The organism is Stappia sp., from assembly GCF_048268045.1.
Classification (GTDB): Bacteria; Pseudomonadota; Alphaproteobacteria; order Rhizobiales; family Stappiaceae; genus Stappia.
The window spans coordinates 354,414-369,259 of the sequence record NZ_JBLWWG010000003.1 but is presented as its reverse complement, the minus strand read 5'-3'; the positions used below and the strand labels follow the sequence as shown (position 1 = coordinate 369,259).

At 67.7% G+C, this 14,846-nt stretch carries 12 protein-coding genes; 6 read left to right on the top strand and 6 right to left on the bottom strand.

What is annotated here, in order from left to right; genetic code table 11:
- Window positions 1-167 precede the first annotated feature (167 nt).
- From ACN0WF_RS06780 to ACN0WF_RS06755, 6 genes are all read right to left on the bottom strand, one after another.
- Window positions 168-2,273 (bottom strand): putative bifunctional diguanylate cyclase/phosphodiesterase, encoded by a 2,106-nt coding sequence (locus ACN0WF_RS06780; RefSeq protein ID WP_417772042.1) that lies wholly within the window; start codon window positions 2,271-2,273, stop codon window positions 168-170.
- A 155-nt stretch (window positions 2,274-2,428) separates the two neighbouring features.
- Window positions 2,429-2,902, bottom strand: coding sequence for a MarR family winged helix-turn-helix transcriptional regulator (locus tag ACN0WF_RS06775; RefSeq protein WP_417772041.1), 474 nt, complete (start codon window positions 2,900-2,902; stop codon window positions 2,429-2,431).
- Window positions 2,902-4,185 carry a flavin-dependent oxidoreductase gene (locus tag ACN0WF_RS06770; protein ID WP_417772040.1) on the bottom strand — a complete coding sequence of 428 codons (1,284 nt, stop codon included), beginning with the start codon at window positions 4,183-4,185 and terminating at the stop codon, window positions 2,902-2,904. The genes ACN0WF_RS06775 and ACN0WF_RS06770 overlap by 1 nt, the downstream gene beginning before the upstream one ends.
- A gap of 115 nt (window positions 4,186-4,300) precedes the next feature.
- Window positions 4,301-5,344 (bottom strand): TRAP transporter substrate-binding protein, encoded by a 1,044-nt coding sequence (locus ACN0WF_RS06765; RefSeq protein ID WP_417772039.1) that lies wholly within the window; start codon window positions 5,342-5,344, stop codon window positions 4,301-4,303.
- A 356-nt stretch (window positions 5,345-5,700) separates the two neighbouring features.
- Window positions 5,701-6,453, bottom strand: a complete 753-nt coding sequence (locus tag ACN0WF_RS06760; RefSeq protein ID WP_417772038.1) for a UTRA domain-containing protein — start codon at window positions 6,451-6,453, stop codon at window positions 5,701-5,703.
- Complete coding sequence (locus ACN0WF_RS06755; RefSeq protein WP_417772037.1) at window positions 6,450-7,826, bottom strand: formimidoylglutamate deiminase; 1,377 nt, start codon at window positions 7,824-7,826, stop codon at window positions 6,450-6,452. Before ACN0WF_RS06755 ends, ACN0WF_RS06760 begins: the two co-directional genes overlap by 4 nt.
- A gap of 147 nt (window positions 7,827-7,973) precedes the next feature.
- On the opposite strand from ACN0WF_RS06755, the gene hutI reads away from it, so the two are divergent.
- The 6 genes from hutI to ACN0WF_RS06725 all read left to right on the top strand — a co-directional run bounded on the left by hutI (window position 7,974) and on the right by ACN0WF_RS06725 (window position 14,845).
- Window positions 7,974-9,203 carry an imidazolonepropionase gene (gene hutI, locus ACN0WF_RS06750; RefSeq protein WP_417772036.1) on the top strand — a complete coding sequence of 410 codons (1,230 nt, stop codon included), beginning with the start codon at window positions 7,974-7,976 and terminating at the stop codon, window positions 9,201-9,203.
- Window positions 9,200-10,747, top strand: a complete 1,548-nt coding sequence (gene hutH, locus ACN0WF_RS06745; protein ID WP_417772035.1) for a histidine ammonia-lyase — start codon at window positions 9,200-9,202, stop codon at window positions 10,745-10,747. The genes hutI and hutH overlap by 4 nt, the downstream gene beginning before the upstream one ends.
- Window positions 10,744-11,562: an N-formylglutamate deformylase gene (gene hutG / locus ACN0WF_RS06740; protein ID WP_417772034.1), complete on the top strand. Its 819-nt coding sequence runs from the start codon at window positions 10,744-10,746 to the stop codon at window positions 11,560-11,562. Before hutH ends, hutG begins: the two co-directional genes overlap by 4 nt.
- Window positions 11,559-13,241 carry a urocanate hydratase gene (gene hutU, locus ACN0WF_RS06735; RefSeq protein ID WP_417772033.1) on the top strand — a complete coding sequence of 561 codons (1,683 nt, stop codon included), beginning with the start codon at window positions 11,559-11,561 and terminating at the stop codon, window positions 13,239-13,241. Before hutG ends, hutU begins: the two co-directional genes overlap by 4 nt.
- 64 nt (window positions 13,242-13,305) lie before the next feature.
- A complete protein-coding gene (locus ACN0WF_RS06730) occupies window positions 13,306-14,124 on the top strand; it encodes a transporter substrate-binding domain-containing protein (protein WP_417772032.1) in 819 nt (272 codons plus the stop codon).
- Window positions 14,125-14,191: 67 nt separating this feature from the next.
- On the top strand, window positions 14,192-14,845 hold the full coding sequence (locus tag ACN0WF_RS06725) for an amino acid ABC transporter permease (RefSeq protein ID WP_417772031.1): 654 nt from the start codon (window positions 14,192-14,194) through the stop codon (window positions 14,843-14,845).
- Window position 14,846 lies beyond the last annotated feature (1 nt).

Here is a 14,846-nt window from a genome sequence, read left to right as displayed (position 1 = left end):
GTAATGCTATATTGAGTTATTGAGTCAAGTTATTATTGCATAGAAATCAATACATTAAAATTATTCTAAGGTGATTTCGGAGCGGCTTTCCGGCGGCAGGAGCAAGGCAATGCAGCGGTGCAAGTCGTGGCGGGGAAAGACCTTTCACGGGCAGGCGCGCGCCTCGCTCAGGCCTCGGCCGTCATCAATTCCGGAGGCACCCCTGCTCCGGCCAAAAGGCCCGACAGCCTGGTTTCCCGTTCGCGGTGGCCGGCCTTCGCGAAATCATGCATCGCGGCTGCGGGGAGCGGGCGTGCATAGAGGTAGCCCTGGATCGTCGGGCATCCGGCCGCGCGCAGGAAGGCGAGCTGTTCCTCCGTCTCGACCCCTTCCGCGAGCACTGGCGTGCCCAGGGTTTCGCCCAGCATGAGGACCGCGTGGACAATCGCGCGTGCCTCCGCCGAGGCGGAGAGATCGCGGGCGAAGTCCCGGTCGAGCTTGATCCGGTCGAAGGGAAAGACGCGCAGGCTCGACAGCGCCGAATAGCCGGTTCCAAAATCATCCAGGGCGATGGCCACGCCGAGCGTCCTGATCGCGTGAAGCACCTCGATGCAGCGCTCCATGTCGGCCATCAGCGCCGTTTCAGTCACCTCGAGCTCGACCCTGGCCGGGTCGATGCCGGTTTCCTCCAGGATCGCGGCAATGCGGGTGACAAGATCGGGTTGCTGCAATTGCACCACCGAGAGATTGACGGCGACCTTGACCGGCTCGTCCCAGCCCCTCGCCTGCCGGCACGCCTCGCGCAGCACCCATTCGCCGATGGGTACGATCAATCCGTTTTCCTCGGCGATCGGGATGAAGCGGGCCGGAGACACGCAGCCATGTTGCGGGTGGGTCCAGCGAACCAGCGCCTCGGCTCCCGCCAGCCGGCGGGCCGGCACATCCATCTGCGGCTGAAAATACACCTCGAGCTCGCCGCGATCGAGCGCACCGCGCAGACTGACGGCGAGGGCCCGGCGGCCCCGTTCGGCCGTGTCCATCACCGCATCGCAATATTGCACCGGCGCGAGGCGGTTGTTCTTGGCCCGGCCAAGGGCGACACCAGCGTTGGCCAGCAGGTCGGACGGGCTGAGGCCGTGCTCGGGATAAAGCGCAACGCCAAGGCTCGCGGAACAGGCGAGCATCGTGCCCGAGGCGCGCACAGGCGAACCGAACAACAGGGCGATCCGTTCCACCAGGTCGTCGACAGCGGCCTCGTGCGGGACCCATTTGAGCACCGCGAACTCGTCGCCGCCGATGCGCGCCACCTCGGCCGCCTCTCCCGCGTCCTCCAGCCACGCCCTCGCCCGCGCTCCGAGCGCCGCGAGATAAGCGTCGCCGGCGAGCTGGCCGCGCAGGTCGTTGACGACATGAAACTCGTCGAGATCGACAAGCACCAGGCAGAGCAGCCCCTCATCGGCGTCGACACAGGCGCAACCGTCCTGCAGCAGGCGGGTGAAGCGGGTGCGCGAGCCAAGACCGGTCAGCGGGTCGAATTCGGTCAGACGCGTCACGTCGGCGTCCGCGATCGTGCGCGTATCGTGGTCGATCAGCGCGATCACCACGCCCATGCCGATCACCATGACCGCCACCAGGGCGACGGCCAGCGCCAGCACCCAGACGTAATCCTCCCCTGGCGAAAGCACCGGGCGCAACGGCGTGATCCGCATCGCCGTCATCGCGGTGAAATGCATGCTGACGATGGCCAGAACGAAGGAGGCCTTGGCGCCACGGCGGCACCAGGTCGTCACCGGCCGCATGACCCGGTTGAGCGACAGCATGGAGAAGGCGATGCCGACAACGATGGAGGCGATGACGAAGGAGGTGTCCCAGGCGATCAACCCGTCGACATGATAGGCCGCAATGCCGATGTAGTGCATCGAGACCAGGGCGAGGCCGATCAGCGCGCCGCCGGCCTCCGGCGCGAGCCGCAGGCGGCCGCTGCTGGCCAGCGCGAAGCCGGCCGCGGTGCCGGCCACCGCGACGCAGAGCGAAACGATGGTCAACACCGGATCGAAGTAGAAGGCGGCGGAGGTCCCATAGGCCAGCATCGCCACGAAATGGGTGCACCAGATCGCCGAGCCCGCGGTCATGCCGGTGAGAAACAGCCAGCCGGAGCGGGTCCAGCCGGTCGTGTCGCGCGCGCGCACAAACAGCCGGAAACTTGCCCAGGCGCCAGCCACGCAGATCGCCGCAGCCACCGCCACGAGGACAAGATTGTGGTCGCCCGTCACGCAGGAGAGAACTTCAAGCACCGTCGAATTCCGTTCGGGGAGGCCACCCGGCCGATCAAAGCAGACTGCGAACTAGCGCAATCGATACGCCGGGGACCCTACGACAGGCGCCGTCAAAATTACTTAACGCAACACGAAACTATGAGGAATGGTAAACCGATCCTGAAGGGCGCGGCCTATCTGGGTCCGCTGCGTCCGGCGATGCTTCTCAGCGCCGCGAGGAAAGCCGAGCGCGCGGCCGGATCGAAGCCGGCCAGGAGCCTGTCCTCGGCCTTGGCGATGCGCGGACGCAGGGCATGGAAGCTGTCCCGCCCCTGCCGCGAGAGCCGATAGGCGACGCGCCGTCCGTCGCCGTCGACGGCGATCCGCTCCAGCTGGCCACTTGCCAGCAGCGGCTTCAGCGCGGTCGTCAGCACGGATGGCACGCTCGACATTGCGCTGGCGACGTCCCGATGGGTGATGCCCGGGTTCTTGTCGACCAGTTCCATCACCATGAACTGGAACGGCGTCAGCCCCTCGCCCTCGAACACCTCGGCAAAGACCTGCTGGCCGCGCAGGAAGGCGTGGCGCAAAAGATGGCCGGCGAGATCGTCGAGACAGCCGCGATCAACGGTGGCGGCCTCGGGCGTGGGCTGCGGGAGCGGGCGCATCAAAGGCCGAGGATCGCGTCCGGCGGAACGATCGGCGCGCGCCGGTTGAGGCCGTCGACGTCAAAGCCCGCGAGCTTCTTGTATCCGCTTGCCGCATCCTCCAGTTCCGAGCGCGACAGCACCTCATGGATGTGCAGGAACCCCTCGGGCGCGCGTTCCTCCACCACGTCGAGGATCGCGTCCGGCCCGTCGGCGCGATTGGCCAGCACGATGCGTTCCGTTGCCGGCCGGCGCTCCGCCTCATAGTCGATCAGCGCGAACTCGTTCGCTCCGTGGCGCAGGATCTCGCGGGTCAGCACGCGGGCGTCGAGGATCGCCTGGCTCGCGCCATTGGATCCGATCGGGTACATCGGATGGGCGGCGTCACCCATCAGCGTCATCGGCCCGTGGGTCCAGCGCGGCAGCGGATCGCGGTCGACCATGGGATACTCGTAGATCGCCTCTGCCGCCCCGATCACCGACGGCACGTCCAGCCAGTCGAACTGCCAGTCGGCGAACCGGGGCAGGAAGTCCGTCCGATCACCCGGCCGGTTCCAGTCCTCGCGCCGCCACAGGTGATCCTCGGGCATGCGCAGATCGGCGATCCAGTTGATCAGCGACCCGGGTGTGCCGTCGTCCAGAACAATGTCCTCGATCGGATAGCAGACGAACTTGCGCGGCTTGCATCCGGCCATGGCCATGGTCCGGCCGGTCAGGAACCGCGGTCCGCGGGTGATGCCGCGCCACATGACGATGCCGCCCCATGACGGCAGCCCCTCGTCGGGATAGAGTGCGGCGCGCGCGGCGGAATGAATGCCGTCGGCCGCGACGAAGATCGAGCCGCGCGCCGTGCCGAGTGCCGCGCCCGTCGGGCGGGCGCGAAGGTCGACCTCGACCCTGTCCTCCACCTGCCGCCAGCCTTCGACGGCAACGCCGGTGCGCACCGCATCGGACCCCAGCCGCGCGCGCACCGCCTCGAGCAGCATCATCTGCAACTCGCCCCGGTGAACCGAGAATTGCGGCCAGTCATAGCCGGCCGACAGTCCGCGAGGCTCCGCCCAGACCTTTTGCCCATGGCTGGAGAAATAGGCGACTTCCTGCGTCCTGAGGCCGATGGCGTCGAGATTTTCCAGCAGGCCCAGCTCGTCGAGCTCGCGCACCGCGTGGGGCTGCAGGTTGATGCCGACGCCGAGCGGCCGGATCTCGCGCACGGCCTCGTAGATCTGCACCGGCACACCGATACGTTCCAGGGAAAGGGCAAGGGTCAGACCGGCGATGCCGGCGCCCGCAATGAGCACGGTCATGGAATTCGCTTTCAAGACAAGGCTGGTTGCCGCCCCGGCCGGGCGAACAAAACGGGCGAAGACGGGTGCCGGCCCGTCGATCTCACGACGGGCCGGCGCTTCGGGGTGGCGGAGCCTATTCGGCGCCGGCGTAATTGGCGATCATCGCACGGGCATCAGCGACCATCGCGGCGCCGTCATAGCCCTTGCCGTTCATCTCCTCGATCCAGGCTGCGATGACCGGCTCGGCCGCTTCCTTCCAGCGAGCCACCTCTTCCGGCGGCAGCTTGCGGATCGTGTTGCCGGCCTTTTCCGCCGCCTGGATGCCGGGAAGATCGCCCTCGTCCATGACGCGACCGACCCACTTCGACACCTCACGACCCGAATTGTCGTCGATCACCTTCTTCAGGTCATCCGGCAGGCTCTCGTATTTTTCCTTGTTCATGGCGAAGACGAAGGTCGCGGTGTAGAGGCCGCGCGTCCCCTCGAAGTCGGTGTGGCTGTCGACCAGCTCGGCCACCTTCAGCGGCGTCGTCACCTCCCAGGGCACCACCGTGCCGTCGATCACGCCCTTGGAAAGCGCCTCGGGCATGGCCGGCACCGGCATGCCCACCGGCGTCGCGCCCAGCGCACCGAGCAGCGCGTTGGTCTGGCGCGTGGGGCCGCGCAGCTTCAGCCCCTTCATGTCTTCGAGACTGGTGACACCCTCGCCCTTGACGTGCAGCAGGCCGGGCCCGTGGACATGGACGGCGATCGGGTGGACATCCTTGAACTCGTCCTTGAGATACTTCTCGTAGAAGTCCCAGAAGGCCTGGCTGGTGGTTTCCGCCTTGGCGGCCATGAACGGCAGCTCGAACGCCTCGGTGCCGGGGAAGCGGCCCGGCGTGTAGCCGGGCAGCGTCCAGACGATGTCGACGACCCCGTCCTTGGCCTGATCATAGAGCGAGGGCGGCGTGCCGCCGAGCTGCATGGCCGGGTAAAGCTCGATCTTGATCCGCCCGCCGGACTCCTTCTCCACCTTCTCCGCCCAGGGTGCGATGAAGTTCTTCGGCACCGGCGCCTGCGCGGGCAGGAACTGGTGGACGCGCAGGGTCACTTCCTGGGCGAACGCGGGCGCGGCTGCGAACGCGGCAATGGCGGCAATCGACGACGCCGCAACAAGATGGGCAATGGGCTTCATGCTGTCTCCTCCCCTCGTACGGGCTCTTGCCACCGGCGGCGGCACAAGCCCGTCCTCTTTCCGGGCACGCTCCGTTTCCTCCCGGGAGTACGCACGGAAATCGTTTATGATGTAAACGATCCTGCCAGCGAAGCGGCGCGCGATCAAGACGGGAACGGCGCTGGTCTTGGGATCGTCGATGCCCGGAACGGCCGGACTGGCGTCCAGACCATCCTTCTACAGCGACACCGGGAGCCCGACGGGCGCGACCAGATCCCGAAGCCGCCCGGACCCTCGCCACCTCCCAAGGTGATGATGGGGCTTCCTTATTCAGACGAGCGACTTGCAGATTTGAGGTTGGGGAAGTCAGGCGAGGTTCAGAACCGTGACACCATCCGGTAGTCGGCGCGGTGGAGCATGCGGACATGGGTGATGAGCTGGTCGAGGAGCCAGGTGCTGCGCTCGAAGACGAAGAGCGGATCGCCGTCGCGGATGTCGAGAAGGTCGGCCTCCTCGGGCCGCGCCGCGGTTGCGCCGAGCACGATCTCCATCTCCGAAAACGGCGCGTTGCGCACCAGCCATTCGTTCGGACTGAAGTGCTCGAAGCGCTCGTCCGCGATCTCGGGAACCGCATCGAGATTGATCCAGCGGTCCTCATATTGCCAGGGGCGGCTGTCGGCGGAATGCAGGCAGCGCACATGCAGCATCGGCGCGTCCGCACCGAGGCTGAAGCGGGCGCGGATCGGCTCGGGCGGTGGCAGCGCCTCGCGGGTCAGGACGGTGAAACGGTAGGTGGCGCCGCGCGCCTCGACCTCGTCGCGCACGATCGGGATCTCGAGCCGCGCCTCGCGCAAGGGGTGCTCGGCGATGCGGGTGCCGGCGCGGCGCTTGCGCTCGACGATACCGATCTCGGCAAGCTCGCGCAGCGCCCGGTTCACGGTCGGTCGCGCGCAGCCGAACTCGCGGGCAAGCTCTTCCTCACCGGGAATCAGTTCCCCCGGTTGCCAGATCTTGTCGCGGATGCGCCGCAGGATCTCTGTCTTGATGACGCGAAAGGACCCTGCCGCGCGGGCAGCAGGTGCGGCGGGGGCGACAGGCCCGCCCGCCCCGCCCCGCGCGGGTCCCGTCAAAGCGCGGCCCTCAGGCCTGCCATCGCCTTGCGGTAGCGTGCCTCGATCGCCGCCCGGCGCACATGGCGGCCGTCCGCGACCACATGCCGTCCGGCCGCCCAGACATCGCTGACGACGCGGTCGTCGCCGGCAAAGATCCAGGCGTCGAGCAACGCGTCGCCGGACAATCCCTCCAGGTGCAGGGCACCGCCATCGAGCGCCACGAGATCAGCGAGCCGGCCGACCGCGAGAGCGCCGCTGTCGCGGCCGGCGGCGCGTGCACCGCCCTTCAGCGTCTCGTCGTAGAGCCGGCGTCCGCAGGAGCGCTCGGGGGTCGCCAGCACCGCCCGGTGCCGGTCGCGCAGGCGCTGCGAATACTCCAGCGTCCGAAGTTCCTCCGAAAGGGCGATGCGGATGTTGGAATCCGATCCGATGCCCAGCACCCCGCCCTCGGCCAGATAGTTCGCTCCATCGAAGATGCCATCGCCGAGGCTCGATTCGGTGATCGGGCACAGGCCCGCGACCGCACCGCTCGTCGCGATCGCGCGCCGTTCCCCGGCTGTCAGATGGGTGCAGTGGATCAGGCACCAGCGCGCGTCGACGGCGTGATTGTCGAAGAGCCATTCCACCGGGCGACGGCCATGGACGGCGAGCACCTCTTCCACCTCGCCGGTCTGTTCGGCGATATGCATGTGCAGAGGCGCGTCGGGGCGCATCGCCGCGACGCGGGCAAGATCGGCGGCCGGAACGGCACGCAGCGAATGCGGCGCGATGCCGCTGCGCGCATCGGGCGAAAGCCGCCTCACCGCGTCTTCCGCACCCTCCACGATCCGCGCGAAGCCGTCGAGATCGGAGCGAAAGCGCACCTGCCCGCCGGCCAGCGGGCGGCCGTCGAGACCGCCGGTGGCGTAATAGACCGGAAGCAGCGTCAGCCCGATGCCGGAGACGCCGGCCGCCGACACGATCCGCCGCGACAGCTCCGCCGGGTCGGCATAGGGCGTCCCGTCCGCCTGGTTGTGGACATAATGGAACTCGACGGAGGCGGCATAGCCGGCCTCCAGCATCTCCATCTGCACGAAGGCGGCGACGTCCTCGATGGTCTCGGGCGTGAAGGCGGCGAGGAAGCGATACATGATCTCGCGCCAAGTCCAGAACGTGTCATGCGCGCCCGGCCCGCGACGCTCGCTCAGGCCGGCCATCGCCCGCTGAAAGGCGTGGGAATGAAGATTGGCGGGGGCCGCAAGCAGCACGCCGACATGCCTCCCGGCATCCGCCGCCGCCCGCTCGACACCTGTTGAAACGGCGGAAATCCGCCCACTTTCGTCCATGTCGACCGCAACTTTGCCTGCCCACCCATCTGCCAGCAAGGCCGTCTCTGCCCAAATCCGCGTCATGCTCGCCTCATTTTCAGGATTGACAATTATGTACATACATATCCTAATTTCACAAATACATATTTCTCAGTTGAAGGCCGGGCAAAACGGCCGCGACAGCCGGACACGGGGTGCGCCCCGCGGTCCGGACAGGGATGGGGACAGACGATGAAAACGACGGCGGAGACGACCGGAACGGTCCTGTCCGGGGCACGGCTTGCCACCATGCGCAAGGGTGGCACGGCCTACGGGCTGGTCGACAATGGGGCGCTTGCCGTCGGCGGAGACGGTCGCATCGCCTGGTGCGGTCCGGCAGAGGAACTGCCCACCGATTTCTCGGCCTGGCCGTCGCGCGACCTGGGCGGGCGGCTCGTCACCCCGGGTCTCATCGACTGCCACACCCACATTGTCCATGGCGGCAACCGTGCGCGCGAATTCGAGATGCGGCTCGAAGGGGCGAGCTACGAGGAGATCGCACGCGCCGGCGGCGGCATCGTCTCGACCGTCACCGCGACACGCGCGGCGAGCGAGGACGAACTCGTCGCCTCCGCCCTCCCCCGGCTCGACACGCTGATCGCCGAGGGCGTCACGACGCTCGAGGTCAAGTCCGGCTACGGCCTTACCGTCGCCGACGAGATCAAGATGCTGGCCGCCGCCCGCCGTCTCGGGCGGGAACGCCCGATCCGCATCGTCACCACCTATCTCGGCGCCCACGCGGTGCCGGCCGACTACAAGGGCCGCCAGGGCGCCTTCATCGACGAGGTGGTGCTGCCGGGTCTGGACGCGGCCCATGCCGCAGGCCTCGTCGACGCGGTCGACGGCTTCTGCGAGGGCATCGCCTTCTCGACCGAGGAGATGGCCCGGGTCTTCGACCGGGCGACAGCGCTCGGGCTGCCGGTGAAGCTCCACGCCGAACAGCTCTCCGACCTCGGTGGCGCGGCGCTTGCGGCTCGCTACGCGGCGCTGTCCGCCGATCACCTGGAATACCTCTCGCAGACGGGCATCGACGCCATGGCGAAGGCGGGCACGGTCGCGGTGCTGCTGCCGGGCGCGTTCTATACGCTGCGCGAGACGCAGCTTCCCCCGGTTGCCGCGCTGCGGCGCGCCGGCGTGCCCATCGCGCTTGCCACCGACTGCAATCCGGGCACCTCGCCGCTGACCTCGCTGCTGCTGACGCTGAACATGGCCGCGACCCTCTTCCGCATGACGCCGGAGGAAGCCCTTGCCGGCGTCACCCGCGAGGCCGCACGCGCCCTCGGCCTCGCCGCCGACCTGGGCACGCTGGAAGCCGGCAGGATCGCCGACCTTGCGGTCTGGAACATCGACGAGCCGGCGGAGCTTTCCTACCGCATCGGCTTCAATCCCCTTCACGAGCGCATCTTCGGGATCCCATCATGACGAGCCTCACCCTGACGCCGGGCACGGTCACCCTGGCCGAGCTGGAAGCGATCCACCGCGACAGCCTCGCGGTCGTCATCGACCGGGCGGCGCGGCCCGCCATCGATCTTGCCGCAAGCCGCGTCGCCGAGGCGGCCGGCGGCGATGAGGCGGTCTATGGCGTCAACACCGGCTTCGGCAAGCTCGCCAGCGTCAAGATCGCCTCCGGCGACACGGCGAAGCTCCAGCGCAACCTCATCCTCTCCCATTGCTGCGGCGTCGGCGAGACGCTGGAGCGGGCGACAACCCGGCTGATGATGGTGCTCAAGCTGCTGTCGCTCGGGCGCGGGGCCTCGGGCGTGCGCTTCGAGGTGATGGAACTGATCGAAGGGTGCCTGGCCGCCGGCGTCACCCCTTGCGTGCCCTCGCAGGGGTCCGTCGGCGCTTCCGGCGACCTTGCCCCGCTTGCCCATATGACCGCCGTTCTGATCGGCGAGGGCGAGGCGGAACTCGACGGCCAGCGTCTGCCGGGCCGCGAGGCGCTGGCGCGGGCGGGGCTGTCGCCGGTGACGCTGGGACCCAAGGAAGGCCTCGGGCTCATCAACGGCACCCAGTTTTCCACCGCGCTTGCCCTTGCCGGGCTTTTCGACGCCTGGCGTCTCGCCGAGGCAACGCTCGTCACCGCGAGCCTTTCCACCGACGCGATCATGGGCTCGACCGCCCCCTTGCTGCCCGAGATCCACGCGCTGCGCGGCCATCGCGGCCAGATCGAGGTGGCCGCCGCCATGCGCGCGCTGATGGAGGGCTCCGAGATCCGCGAAAGCCACCGCACCGGCGACAGCCGCGTGCAGGATCCCTATTGCATCCGCTGCCAGCCGCAGGTGGCCGGGGCCTGCGTCGATCTGCTGCGCATGGCCGCGCGCACGCTCGAGATCGAGGCGAATGCGGCGACCGACAACCCGCTGGTGCTGATCGACGAGGGCCGCATCGTCTCGGGCGGCAATTTCCACGCCGAGCCGGTGGCCTTCGCCGCCGACCAGATCGCGCTTGCGGTCGCCGAGCTCGGGGCCATCGCCCAGCGCCGCGTGGCGCTGATGGTCGACCCGACGCTCTCGTTCGACCTGCCGCCATTCCTCGCCCGTGATCCCGGCCTCAACTCGGGCATGATGATCGCCGAGGTAACGACGGCGGCCTTGATGAGCGAGAACAAGCATCTCGCCAATCCCTGCTCGACCGATTCCACCCCGACCAGCGCCAACCAGGAAGACCATGTCTCCATGGCCGCGCACGGCGCCCGGCGGCTCGGCCGCATGACGGCGAACCTCGCCGTGATCCTCGGCGTCGAGCTTCTCTGCGCCGCGGAGGGCGTCGAGCACCGCGCGCCGCTTGCGACGAGCGGTCCGCTGAAGGCAGCCATCGCCTGCCTGCGGAGCGAGGTTGCCCCCCTCACCGAGGACCGCTACATGGCTCCGGACCTCGACAGGGCTGCAAGGCTCGTCGCCAGCCGCGCGCTCTGCCAGGCAGCGAGCGGCACGCCCCTTCTCGTTCTTGGAGATGCCGCATGAACCCGATCGAAGTCCGCCAGGGCTCCAGCCCCGTCATCCTCGGCCTGCCGCACACCGGCACCCATGTCCCGGCGGAGATCGCCAGCCGGCTCAACATGCGCGGCCTGGAGCTTGCCGATACGGACTGGCACATCCACACGCTCTACGAAGGCCTGCTCGCGGATGCCACCAGCGTGCGCGCCACCTTCCACCGGTACGTCATCGACGCCAACCGGGGGCCAGACGGGGCGAGCCTCTATCCGGGTCAGAACACCACCGGGCTGGTGCCCACGACCGATTTCGACGGCGACCCGATCTGGAAAGAGGGCGAAGCCCCGGACGAGGCGGAGATCGCCGCCCGCCGCGCGACCTTCCATGCCCCCTATCACGCAGCCCTTGCCGCCGAGATCGAGCGGGTGAAGGCGATCCATGGCGTCGCCATCCTCTATGACTGCCACTCGATCCGCTCGCACATCCCGTTCCTGTTCGACGGCACACTTCCCGACTTCAACATCGGCACGAACACCGGCACCACCTGCCATCCGCTGATCGAACAGGCGGTGGCGGAGGTCTGCGCGGCGGCCGAAGGCTACACGAGCATCGTCAACGGCCGCTTCAAGGGTGGCTGGACCTCGCGCCACTACGGCCGCCCGGCCGACAATGTCCACGCCATCCAGATGGAGCTTGCGCAATCGACCCATCTGGCGAGCGAAAGCGCACCCTTTGCCTACGACGCGGAGAAGGCTGACGCCCTGCGCGTCCATCTTCGCGAAATCCTTGCCCGTCTGGAGCGCCTGGCGCTCGACGGTAGCCTGACCACCGGAGGCGCCTCATGACCAATCCCCGCCACAATTCCCGCGACGTGTTTCCGCCGACGGGCACGGAGCTGAACGCCAAGTCCTGGCTCACGGAAGCCCCCTTGCGGATGCTGATGAACAACCTGCATCCGGACGTGGCCGAAAACCCGCATGAGCTGGTTGTCTATGGCGGTATCGGGCGCGCCGCGCGCACCTGGGAAGATTTCGACAAGATCGTCGCCGCGCTGAAATCGCTGGAAGAGACCGAGACGCTGCTGGTGCAGTCGGGCAAGCCGGTGGGCGTGTTCCGCACCCACAAGGACGCGCCGCGCGTGCTCATCGCCAATTCGAACCTGGTGCCGCACTGGGCGACCTGGGAGCATTTCAACAAGCTCGATAAGGCCGGGCTGATGATGTACGGCCAGATGACCGCCGGCTCGTGGATCTACATCGGCAGCCAGGGCATCGTGCAGGGCACCTATGAGACCTTCGTCGAGGCCGGGCGCCAGCACTACGAAGGCAGCCTCAAGGGCAAGTGGATCCTGACCGCCGGTCTCGGCGGCATGGGCGGCGCCCAGCCGCTCGCCGCCGTCATGGCCGGCGCCTGCTGCCTGGCGGTGGAATGCGACGAGACCCGCGCCGACTTCCGCATCCGCACCCGCTACGTCGACGAGAAGGCCCACACGCTCGACGAGGCGCTCGCCCTGATCGAGCGCTGGACGAAGGCGGGTGAGGCCAAGTCCGTGGCGCTGATCGGCAACGCCGCCGACATCTTCCCCGAGCTGGTCGAACGCATGAAGGCTGGCGGCCCGCGTCCCGACATCGTCACCGACCAGACCTCGGCCCATGACCCGATCCACGGCTACCTGCCCAAGGGCTGGAACGTCGGCGAATGGCGCACGAAGCAGGAAAGCGATCCGCAGGCGGTCGAGAAGGCGGCCCGCGCCTCGATGCGCGAGCATGTGGCGGCCATGGTCGACTTCTGGAACGCCGGCGTGCCGACCCTCGACTATGGCAACAACATCCGCCAGGTGGCGCTGGAAGAAGGGCTGGAGAACGCCTTTGCCTTCCCGGGCTTCGTGCCGGCCTATATCCGCCCGCTGTTTTGCCGCGGCGTCGGCCCGTTCCGCTGGGCGGCCCTTTCCGGCGATCCGGAGGACATCTACAAGACCGATCAGAAGGTGAAGGAGCTGCTGCCCGACAACGCACACCTTCACCAGTGGCTCGACATGGCGCGGGAACGCATCGCCTTTCAGGGACTGCCGGCGCGTATCTGCTGGGTCGGCCTCGGCGACCGCCACCGCCTCGGCCTCGCCTTCAACGAGATGGTCCGCAACGGCGAGCTGAAGGCTCCGGTCGTCATCGGCCGCGACCACCTCGATTCGGGCTCGGTCGCCTCGCCCAACCGCGAGACCGAGGCGATGAAGGACGGGTCGGATGCCGTCTCCGACTGGCCGCTGCTGAATGCGCTGCTCAACTGCGCCTCGGGCGCCACCTGGGTCAGCCTGCACCATGGCGGAGGCGTCGGCATGGGCTTTTCCCAGCATTCGGGCATGGTGATCTGCTGCGACGGCAGCGAGGATGCCGACCGGCGCCTCGAGCGCGTCCTGTGGAACGATCCGGCAACCGGCGTCATGCGCCATGCCGATGCCGGCTATGACATCGCGCTCGACTGCGCGCGCGAGCACGATCTGAATCTTCCAGCCATTCTTGGCTGAAGAGACCAAGAACAATAAGAAGCCAAGAGGGATCATCCTCCAACACGATCAGGAGACAGCCGAAATGAAATCGAAATTCCTCAGTGTGGTGGCCGCCGTCGGCATCAGCCTCGGCCTCGCCGGCGCCGCCCATGCCGATCTGCTCGCCGACATCAAGGCCAAGGGCAAGATCGTCGCCGCGACGGAAATGCACTTCGCGCCGTTCGACATCCTCAAGGACGGCAAGTACCAGGGCATCTGCCACGACCTCTTCGTCGAGATCGCCAAGGAGCTCGGCGTCGAGGCGGAATTCCTCGACCTGCCGTGGCAGTCGATCCTGCCGGGCCTCGAGGCCGGCAAGTTCGACATCGTCAACGCGCCGGTGACGATCACCGCCGAGCGCATGCAGCGCTACAGCTTCACCCTGCCGATCGGCAACGCCACGGTGGCGCTCGCCAAGAAGGCCGGCGACACCAGCATCATGAAGCCCGAGGACATTGCCGGAAAGACCGTCGGCTCGCAGAAGGGCTCGGCCCAGCTGGCACAGCTCAAGGCCTATTCCGAGACACTGCCGAGCCCGATCGACGTGCGTGAATACGTGAACATCGACGAGGCGCTGGCCGATCTCGCCGCCGGCCGCATCCAGGGGGTGGCCAATTCCATGCCGCTGATGGGCTATGCCTCGGTGCAGCGTCCGGGCCTGTTCGAGCTGGTTCTGCCGCCGTTCGGCGAGCCGAAGTACTTCGGCTGGGTCGCCCGTCCGGGCGACGAGACCGCCTCGCTGGTCGAGGCGATCAACGCCGCCCTGCTGAAGATGCACAAGGACGGCCGCCTGAAAGCCATCAACGAGAAGTGGCTCGGCTCCGCGCCGGATCTGCCGACCACCATGCCGGCCGTGAACTGATACGGATCGCAGGCCGGCGGGGGCGCTCCCCGCCGGCTTCTTCGCCGCGAAAGGGGAGCGATCGCCGGTGGACTTTTCCTTTGACGTCATCGTGCACAATCTGCCCTACCTCCTGAAGGCCGCACGCTGGACGCTTGTCATCTCCGTGGCCGGCATGGCGATCAGCATCGTGCTGGGCGTCGTCCTGTGCGCCGCAAGGCTGGCCGGAAACCGGCTCCTTGCCGGGCTCGCGGCGTTCTACATCAGCTTTTTCCGCGGCGTGCCGCTGCTGGTGCAGTTGCTGTTGTTCTTCTATGTGCTGCCCTATGTCGGGCTGGACCTGCCGGCGATCGCCGCCGCCATCCTGGCGACCGGCATGTGCTCCGCCGCCTATACGGCGGAGATCCTGCGCGGCGCGTTGCAGGCGATCCCCAGGGGCCAGTCGGAAGCGGCCGAGGCGCTGTGCATTCCCCATTTCGCCCTGTGGCGGCGCATCCTGGTGCCGCAGGCGATCCGCATCGGCCTGCCCTCGCTCGTCAACGAGCTGATCCTGCTGGTGAAGGTCTCCTCGCTTGCCTCGGTCGTCGGTATCGCCGAGCTGACGCGGGTCGCGCAGAACATCACCGGCGCGACCTACCGGCCGCTGGAGATCTATGTCGCCGCCGCCGCGATCTATTTCGTCATCAACTTCGTGCTGTCGCGCCTTGGCCGGATGGCCGAGAAGCGGCTGCAGATCGGATAGG